Genomic DNA, 6932 nt, shown 5'->3' on the forward strand with positions numbered 1-6932 from the left:
ATTGCGAGCGGAGCGCAGCACTCTCCAGTTCTCGTTCGTTTTTGGGGATCGCTTCGCTCCGCTCTCAGTGACGAAATCCGGTCGAGCCCGGTTCCGCGTTGATCGCCGCCGCCAAAGCTGATAGGCGCAGCCGCGATGACCAACGACCGATCCCTTCGATTCAAGGCGTATTGGCGCTCCTTTACCTAAGGAGCGGCATGGCATCACCCTATGACCATCGCCGCCGTGTCGGAAGGCGCATGGTCATCATCGAACATCCTCCATCCGTTACGGCGCGCGCTTTTTGAAGAAGACGCGACATGACCGATACTTTGCTTGCCCTGTCGACCGAGAATTGCCGCATCGCGCCGCTGACCGCCGACGACGCGCGTGCGCTCGCGGCGATCACCGACGAAACGGTGACGTCGCAGATTCATTTCCTGCCCACGCCCTTCACCGAAAGCGACGCCCGCGCGCTGATCGCGGGGTCGGGCGGCGGCGACGTCTTCCATGCCGTGCGCGACGTCCGCGGCGCAGACCTCAACGGCGTGATCGGTGTGCATCGCCGTGTGGGGCAGGATTATGAGGTCGGATACTGGTTCGCGGCCCGCGCGCGCGGGCGCGGTATCGCGACCGAAGCGGTGCGCGCGGTCGTCGAGGCGCTCGCCGCGTCGCGGCCCGGTTGCGCGATCGTCGCCGAATGCCGCCCCGACAATGTGCGGTCGCGCGCTTTGCTGCGGCGGGTCGGCTTCGTGTCGACGGGGCTCGCGGGGCGGCGGCCGGGGCGGATGCTGCTGATGTGGCGCGCGGCGCCGCTCGACCGGATCGACGTCTGCTGAGCGGTCAGCCGGGCGCGCCGACCTCGTCGGTCAGCGCCTGGACGATCGCGGCGACCGAGGTGGGGGCATAGGCGAAGCCCATATGGCCGCAGTCGACCTCGACCTGCCGGTCGCTTTCGTGCGGCAGGCCGCGCGCGCTCGCCACCGCGACGACGCCGTCGTGCGCCGACCACAGCGCGAAGGTCGGCATTTCGGGGCGCGGCGCGGGGTGGAAGTCGATCGGGGGATTGTCGACCGGATGGCGCGCGATCAGGTGATAGAGGCGCCACGCGCGATTGGCGCGCCGGCTGCCCGAAAAGGGCGAGCCCAGCGTGACGACGCGCGCGACCTTGCCCGGATGATGCTTGGCATATTCGCGGGCATAGATGCCGCCCAGGCTCCACCCGACCAGCGCCGGCGCGCGACCGGTGCGGTCGATGATCCACTGGACGCGGCCGTCGATGCGCTCGATGATGTCCGCCGTCGCGCCGCGGTTGAAGCCGAGGCCCCAGGCGTAGCAGCGGAACCCCGCGCGCCGCAGGTCGGCGCGCAGCGCCTTGGTCGCCCAGTCGCCCGACAGGAAGCCGGGCAGCACCATCACCGGTGGATGCTCGCTGTCCGGATTGGGCTCGGGTGGCAGCGGCCGGATTCGCCCGCCGAGCGCGCGCAGCAACGACCCGCCTTCGCGCCACAACAGCGCGAGCCGCGGCGGCGCATCGGGATCGGGCACGCGCGCCGGCCATTCGGCGCGGCGGGAGAGGAAGGCACGGATCATCGCGGGGGGTACATCCCATATTCGTCATTCCCGCGAAAGCAGGAATGACGAAATGGGGCTGTCCGCTTCCCGCCCCAAAACCGACGCGCCCGATTGGCCCCGTCAGACGTCTAAACCCGCCCCGGCGCCCGCGCGCGCAGGAAATTGTCGAGCGCGACGAACAGCATCTCGCGTGCGTCGCCGCCCAGCATCTCGGCCGTCAGCCAGTCGAAGTTCGCGCGGTTGCCGGCGCCGGCCGCGCCGACCATCGCCGCGAGCAGTGCCTCGTCGTGGCTCACGCGCGGGCAGCAGGGCGGGGCGACCGCGAAGGCTTCGGGCCAGACATGGCCGATCGCCTCGACGACCAGCCGGTAGCGCCGCGCCGCGAGGATATTCCCCCAGCGCCGTTCGAGCTCGGGCATCGGGTCGCGCCCGTTCCGGCGGCACAGGACGCAATAGCGCAGCGCCAGCACCGCCTGCGCGGCATCGGTCGGCAGGTCGCGGAGCAGCGGCTGCTCGGTTAACTGGCGGATCAGCGTGCGGCTTTCCAAAATCGCTCTCTCCCGCGAGGGTCGGTCCTTTTGCAATCCCGCGCCGGTTCCCGAAAAAGATGCCGGTCGCCGCTGGATCGCAGCGACCGGCAGGAGGGGACTGCCCAACCTTGCTATTGAGAATTATTCTCAAATACAAGCAAAAAAGAAGGGCACCCAAAGGTGCCCGCTTTAATCCCTTATTTTCAATAATATCCTTCCACGTGACGGGACGGAAGGAGGCAGGATCCCCGCTCCAGGGGGCCACGAAATTCCCCCGTCCTTCCCGCGAATTCGGGAATCCCGTCTTTCCGCATATCCGTCATCAGGCGGGCTTAGGATTCGAAAACCCTTCGCGTTCCTCGCGGCTTCGCGTGAAATAGTCTGGATCGCGCGAAGACGCGAAAAAGGGAACAAACGGGATTCCCGCTTTCGCGGGAATGACGAGGTTGGGGAAGGGACGCGGCCCGACCGGCCCGCGCCTAACCGTCGCTCACCGGCTTCGACTGGAGCTGGACATAATTTTCCATGCCCATGCGCTCGATCAGCTCGAACTGTTTTTCGAGTTCATCGACATGATGTTCCTCGCTTTCGAGGATGTCGGCGAACAGATCGCGGCTCACATAGTCGCGCACCTTTTCGGAATGTTCGATCGCGTCCTTGAGCAGCGGGATCGCCTCTTCCTCGAGCGCGAGGTCGGATTTCAATATCTCCTCGACCGTTTCGCCGACGCGCAGCCGGCCGAGCAACTGGAAGTTGGGGAGGCCGCCCAGAAAGAGGATGCGGTCTGCCAGCTTGTCGGCATGCTTCATCTCGTCGATCGATTCCTCACGCTCGAAATGCGCGAGCCGCGCGACGCCCCAATTGTCGAGCATGCGGTAATGCAGCCAATATTGATTGATCGCGGTCAGCTCGTTCTTGAGTGCCTCGTTGAGGAAATCGATGACCTTTTCGTCGCCCTTCATGATCTTGTCCTGTCTTGTCTCGGGTGGGGAATGTCGGGCGGCATCATAGCCGCCCCGACCCGGTCAGGCCAAGGGTGAAAAGCCCGGAAATCCGGGAAAAATCAGGCGGTCTCTGCGACGTCGCTGATGATATTGCGAGCGAATGACAGGCACTGGCCGCACTTGGGTTTGCGACCCAGTTGCGCATAGGCGGCTTTGGCGCACCGCAACTGGCTGCTCCGCGCGACATCGCGAAGCTGGCTTTCCCTTATTGCGTTGCAGACGCAGACGACCATATGCGAATCCCTCTCAACAACTCCCATCTAAGGAGAGTGCGAGAGATTCGCAACAAGAAAGTTGCGACTGGTTCGCAATCCGAAAAAGGCGATTTTCCTCCCACCCGCCCCCTTGCCGCGCGGGTGATTCGCGGGCATAGGCGCGCCATCCTTTTCCGTCCCCATCAGACAAAGGCCGACCCATGAAAGTCCAGGTCCATGTGACGCTCAAACCGGGGGTGCTCGACCCGCAGGGCAAGGCGATCCACCATGCGCTGGAGGGATTGGGCTTTGCGGGCGTCGCCGACGTGCGCGCCGGCCGCTTTTTCGAGCTTGAGGTCGCCGACGACGTGACCGATGCCGATCTCGACGCGATGTGCGCCAAGCTGCTCGCCAACACCGTGATCGAGAATTACCGCATCACCCGCGTCTGAACCACCCGCCCAAAGGAGCTTAACCATGAAGACCGCGGTCATCGTCTTTCCCGGCTCCAACTGCGACCGCGACATGGCGGTCGCGCTCGAAACCGTGACCGGCCGCGCCCCGGCGATGGTCTGGCACCGCGACAGCGATCTGCCCGACGGCACCGATTTCATCGCGCTGCCCGGGGGCTTTTCCTATGGCGACTATCTGCGCTCGGGCGCGATGGCGGCGCGCTCGCCGATCCTGCGCGCGGTCGCCGATGCCGCGGCGCGCGGCGTGCCGGTGCTCGGCGTGTGCAACGGCTTCCAGGTGCTGGCCGAAGCACAGCTCCTGCCCGGCGCCCTGATGCGCAACGCCGGGCTCAATTTCGTCTGCCGCACCGCGGCGCTGACGGTCGAGAACAGCCAGTCGCTGTTTACCGCCGCTTATGATGCGGGCGAGACGATCCACGTGCCCGTCGCGCATCACGACGGCAATTATTTCGCCGACCCCGAAACGCTCGACCGGATCGAGGGCGAGGGCCGCGTCGCCTTCCGCTACGCCGAGCCGGTTAACGGGTCGGCGCGCCGGATCGCTGGCGTCCTGAACGATGCCGGCAACGTGCTGGGCATGATGCCGCATCCCGAACGCGCGATCGACCGCGCGCACGGCGGCACCGATGGGCTACGCCTGTTCGAGGCGGCGCTCGGCGTCCTCGCCTGACGCCGATTCCCGAACGGCGGCGCTTGCTCCGCGTTCCTTCGGCTGCAGCCAGCGGCCGACCGCGAGCAACACGGTCGGCCAGAACAGCGTATTCCAGATATCGTGCCAGTGCGCGGAGTCGGGCTGGACGGCCGCCTTGCTGATCTCGGCGGTCATGTCGAGCCACTCGCCGCCGCATGCCATGGCAAAGACCGCGCACCAGGCGATCAGCCAGCCGCCGTCCCAGCGCCAGATCAGCCGCACCGTCAGGAACAGTGCAAGGCCGAAATAAATATGCAGCGCATCCTTGTCGAGACCGCTCGCGGTGACGAGCCACATCTTGTTTTCCTCGAACAGCGAGGCGAGCTGGATCAGGGTCATGAAAGGTCAAACCTTGGCGGCGAAGGGGTTGAAGTCGGTGCCTTCGTCGAAAATATCGACGCCTTCGCGGCGTTTAAGCAGGCCGACCACCGCATAGGTGACGGGGGTCAGCGCCGCCTCCCACGCGGTCTTGATCGCCCATTGCGAAAGCACGACCTGCACCAACTGCTCGGGCGGCCATCCGGCAAGTCCATAGAAGGCCAGTGGGTAGAAAATCAGGCTGTCCAGCCCCTGGCCCACGATCGTCGAGCCGATCGTCCGCATCCACAGAAACCGCCCGCCAGTCGCGAGCTTCATCCGTGCGAGGACGTAGCTGTTGGCGAATTCGCCGACCCAGAAGGCGGTCATCGAGGCGATGACGATGCGCCAGCTGTTGCCGAACACGAACTCATAGCTCGCCTGGCCCGGCCAGCCGTCGGCGGGGGGCAGCGCCACGACCACCGCCGCCATGAAGGCCATGAAGGCGAGCGCCGCGAACCCGGTCCAGATCACCCGCCGCGCGCGGGCATAGCCATAGACCTCGGTCAGCACGTCGCCGATGATGTAGCTGATCGGAAAGAACAGCACCCCGGCGCCGAACGCCCACTGGCTGCCATCGGGCATCGGGATATAGCTGGGCTTCGACGCGCCGATGATATTGCTGAGCAGCAGGATGGCGACGAAGGCCGCCATCACGAGGTCGTAATAGCGAAAATGCCGCACGCGCCCCGCCGCGGTGGGCGCAGGGTCGCGGCCGGTTTCGGCGGGCGGGACGGAGTCGGTCATGGATTGGCTGCTTAGCGGGCTTTGCGGCCGGCGCAAACCGCGCTATTCGCCCACCCGCACAGCCGTGCCGCGCGCCCGTAGCTCAGCTGGATAGAGCACCCGCCTTCTAAGCGGGTGGTCGCAGGTTCGAATCCTGCCGGGCGCACCACTTCGGAACAAAGCTGGGCACTGCGCCCGGCTTTGTTTCGGCGGCTCCCGCGACCAGCGCTTGGAGCAGATTGCTCTTGGAGCCGAGAATCCGAACCTCTCCGACATCGACTTCGACCCGCTGCGCAAGCGCGCGGAGATGGTCGCGGCGATAGCCGCCTTTCTCATCTCGCATCCGCTTACGCGCGGCGGTGGCGAATTTCGCCAGCATGTCGGGCGCGACCGCCTTCCGGCCCTCTGCGCTGAGCAAGGCCGTCACGCGCGCGGCGTCGGCCTTTGCCTGATCGCGCGTCGCCTTGAGGGTCGCGATGCGATCCTTGAGGTCCGGGTCGTCCACGTCGGCAATCCCGTTCTCGATAGCGTCGTAAAGCCGCTTCAATCTCAGTTCGGCCTCAGTGGCTCGCTTGTTGAGTTCGGCGACATGGGCGCGCTTGCGCGTCGTTTGTTCCTGCCGCCGATCCAGAACGGCAGACAGAATGGTCTCCAGCCGGTCGGGCCGGAGAAGTTCGTCCTCCAGATTCCTTGCGACGAGATCGTCCAGCTTCGCCATCGGCACCGTCATGCCAGTGCAGGCAGTCGGGCCTTGCCGCGCCTTGGTCGAACAGGCGTAATAGCGATAGCGGCCACCCTTGCCGGTGCGAATGGTCATGGCACCGCCGCACTTCGCACAGTGGATCAGCCCTGTAAGGAGCGTAGGGCCGCTCACGACGCGAGGCGGCACCTTCTTGGGGTTGCGGGCCTGCAAGTGCGCCTGCACCGCGTCAAACGTCTCCTGATCGATGATCGGCGGCACTTCGACCACGACGGCCTCGGACTTCGGCTTGAGCTTCCTGTCCTTGCCCCGGCGGTTGAACTCGTGGCGCCCGGTGTAGGTCGTGCGGGTGAGTATCTGGTGGACGGCACCGAGACCCCAGCGCCCGCCATCGCGGGTGCGAATCGACCTCTCGTTGAGCCAAGCCGCGATGGCCTTGACCCCCATCGATCCCGAACCGCCGTCGCCTTCCAGAGCAAGCCGGAAGATGGTCCGCACCGTTTCGGCATGGAAGGGGTCGATCTCTAACCGCTTCTTGATTTTGGCACCGCGCTGTTCGGCTGCGACGGCGCGGTAGCCGATCGGCGGCAGCGACCCGTTCCAGAAGCTGGTGACACGCCTCGAAGAGGAGACCCGGATCGGCAAAGGCGGGACCCTGGCGGCGCAGCTGTCGCGGCTCGACCTGATCGTGCTCGACGAGCTC

10 protein-coding genes, 1 tRNA gene and 1 pseudogene are annotated in these 6932 nt (G+C 65.8%); 5 read left to right on the top strand and 7 right to left on the bottom strand.

Features of this window, described 5'->3' with window-relative positions:
- The first annotated feature begins 299 nt into the window (after window positions 1-299).
- Window positions 300-818, top strand: coding sequence for a GNAT family N-acetyltransferase (locus FHR21_RS12290; protein ID WP_184098680.1), 519 nt, complete (start codon window positions 300-302; stop codon window positions 816-818).
- 4 nt (window positions 819-822) lie between these two features.
- On the opposite strand, the gene FHR21_RS12295 is transcribed toward FHR21_RS12290, so the two are convergent.
- The 4 genes from FHR21_RS12295 to FHR21_RS12310 form a co-directional block, all read right to left on the bottom strand.
- Complete coding sequence (locus tag FHR21_RS12295; protein WP_184098682.1) at window positions 823-1572, bottom strand: esterase/lipase family protein; 750 nt, start codon at window positions 1570-1572, stop codon at window positions 823-825.
- Between the two features lie 110 nt (window positions 1573-1682).
- Complete coding sequence (locus FHR21_RS12300; RefSeq protein WP_184098684.1) at window positions 1683-2102, bottom strand: addiction module antidote protein; 420 nt, start codon at window positions 2100-2102, stop codon at window positions 1683-1685.
- Window positions 2103-2563: 461 nt separating this feature from the next.
- On the bottom strand, window positions 2564-3046 hold the full coding sequence (gene bfr / locus FHR21_RS12305; protein WP_184098686.1) for a bacterioferritin: 483 nt from the start codon (window positions 3044-3046) through the stop codon (window positions 2564-2566).
- 101 nt (window positions 3047-3147) lie between these two features.
- Window positions 3148-3321, bottom strand: a complete 174-nt coding sequence (locus FHR21_RS12310; RefSeq protein ID WP_184098688.1) for a (2Fe-2S)-binding protein — start codon at window positions 3319-3321, stop codon at window positions 3148-3150.
- Between the two features lie 182 nt (window positions 3322-3503).
- On the opposite strand from FHR21_RS12310, the gene purS reads away from it, so the two are divergent.
- Entirely contained in the window at window positions 3504-3734 is a 231-nt protein-coding gene (gene purS / locus FHR21_RS12315; RefSeq protein WP_184098690.1) for a phosphoribosylformylglycinamidine synthase subunit PurS, read from the top strand.
- A gap of 25 nt (window positions 3735-3759) precedes the next feature.
- Window positions 3760-4425: a phosphoribosylformylglycinamidine synthase subunit PurQ gene (gene purQ / locus FHR21_RS12320; RefSeq protein WP_184098692.1), complete on the top strand. Its 666-nt coding sequence runs from the start codon at window positions 3760-3762 to the stop codon at window positions 4423-4425.
- On the opposite strand, the gene FHR21_RS12325 is transcribed toward purQ, so the two are convergent.
- The gene (locus FHR21_RS12325) at window positions 4387-4785 is read right to left on the bottom strand and encodes a hypothetical protein (protein ID WP_184098694.1); all 399 of its coding nucleotides are present in this window, start codon (window positions 4783-4785) and stop codon (window positions 4387-4389) included. The genes purQ and FHR21_RS12325 overlap by 39 nt on opposite strands.
- 6 nt (window positions 4786-4791) lie before the next feature.
- Window positions 4792-5550, bottom strand: a complete 759-nt coding sequence (locus tag FHR21_RS12330) for a queuosine precursor transporter (protein WP_221235149.1) — start codon at window positions 5548-5550, stop codon at window positions 4792-4794.
- A 71-nt stretch (window positions 5551-5621) separates the two neighbouring features.
- On the opposite strand from FHR21_RS12330, the gene FHR21_RS12335 reads away from it, so the two are divergent.
- A tRNA-Arg gene (locus FHR21_RS12335) sits at window positions 5622-5698 on the top strand.
- On the opposite strand, the gene FHR21_RS12340 is transcribed toward FHR21_RS12335, so the two are convergent.
- A complete protein-coding gene (locus FHR21_RS12340) occupies window positions 5657-6727 on the bottom strand; it encodes a recombinase family protein (RefSeq protein WP_338113143.1) in 1071 nt (356 codons plus the stop codon). The two genes, FHR21_RS12335 and FHR21_RS12340, sit on opposite strands and share 42 nt — an antisense overlap.
- Window positions 6728-6836: 109 nt before the next feature.
- Here FHR21_RS12340 and FHR21_RS20870 point away from each other — a divergent pair.
- Window positions 6837-6932: pseudogene (locus FHR21_RS20870) on the top strand (ATPase); the annotation flags it as partial.

Origin of the sequence: Sphingopyxis panaciterrulae (assembly GCF_014199295.1) — a bacterium.
GTDB lineage: Bacteria > Pseudomonadota > Alphaproteobacteria > Sphingomonadales > Sphingomonadaceae > Sphingopyxis > Sphingopyxis panaciterrulae.

What these genes read in the sequence shown, in the direction of transcription:
- FHR21_RS12290 (WP_184098680.1), top strand. Translation starts at nt 300, where the DNA reads ATGACCGATACTTTGCTTGCCCTGTCGACCGAGAATTGCCGCATCGCG.
- FHR21_RS12295 (WP_184098682.1), bottom strand. Translation starts at nt 1,572, where the DNA reads ATGATCCGTGCCTTCCTCTCCCGCCGCGCCGAATGGCCGGCGCGCGTG.
- bfr (WP_184098686.1), bottom strand. Translation starts at nt 3,046, where the DNA reads ATGAAGGGCGACGAAAAGGTCATCGATTTCCTCAACGAGGCACTCAAG.
- FHR21_RS12310 (WP_184098688.1), bottom strand. Translation starts at nt 3,321, where the DNA reads ATGGTCGTCTGCGTCTGCAACGCAATAAGGGAAAGCCAGCTTCGCGAT.
- purS (WP_184098690.1), top strand. Translation starts at nt 3,504, where the DNA reads ATGAAAGTCCAGGTCCATGTGACGCTCAAACCGGGGGTGCTCGACCCG.
- purQ (WP_184098692.1), top strand. Translation starts at nt 3,760, where the DNA reads ATGAAGACCGCGGTCATCGTCTTTCCCGGCTCCAACTGCGACCGCGAC.
- FHR21_RS12325 (WP_184098694.1), bottom strand. Translation starts at nt 4,785, where the DNA reads ATGACCCTGATCCAGCTCGCCTCGCTGTTCGAGGAAAACAAGATGTGG.
- FHR21_RS12330 (WP_221235149.1), bottom strand. Translation starts at nt 5,550, where the DNA reads ATGACCGACTCCGTCCCGCCCGCCGAAACCGGCCGCGACCCTGCGCCC.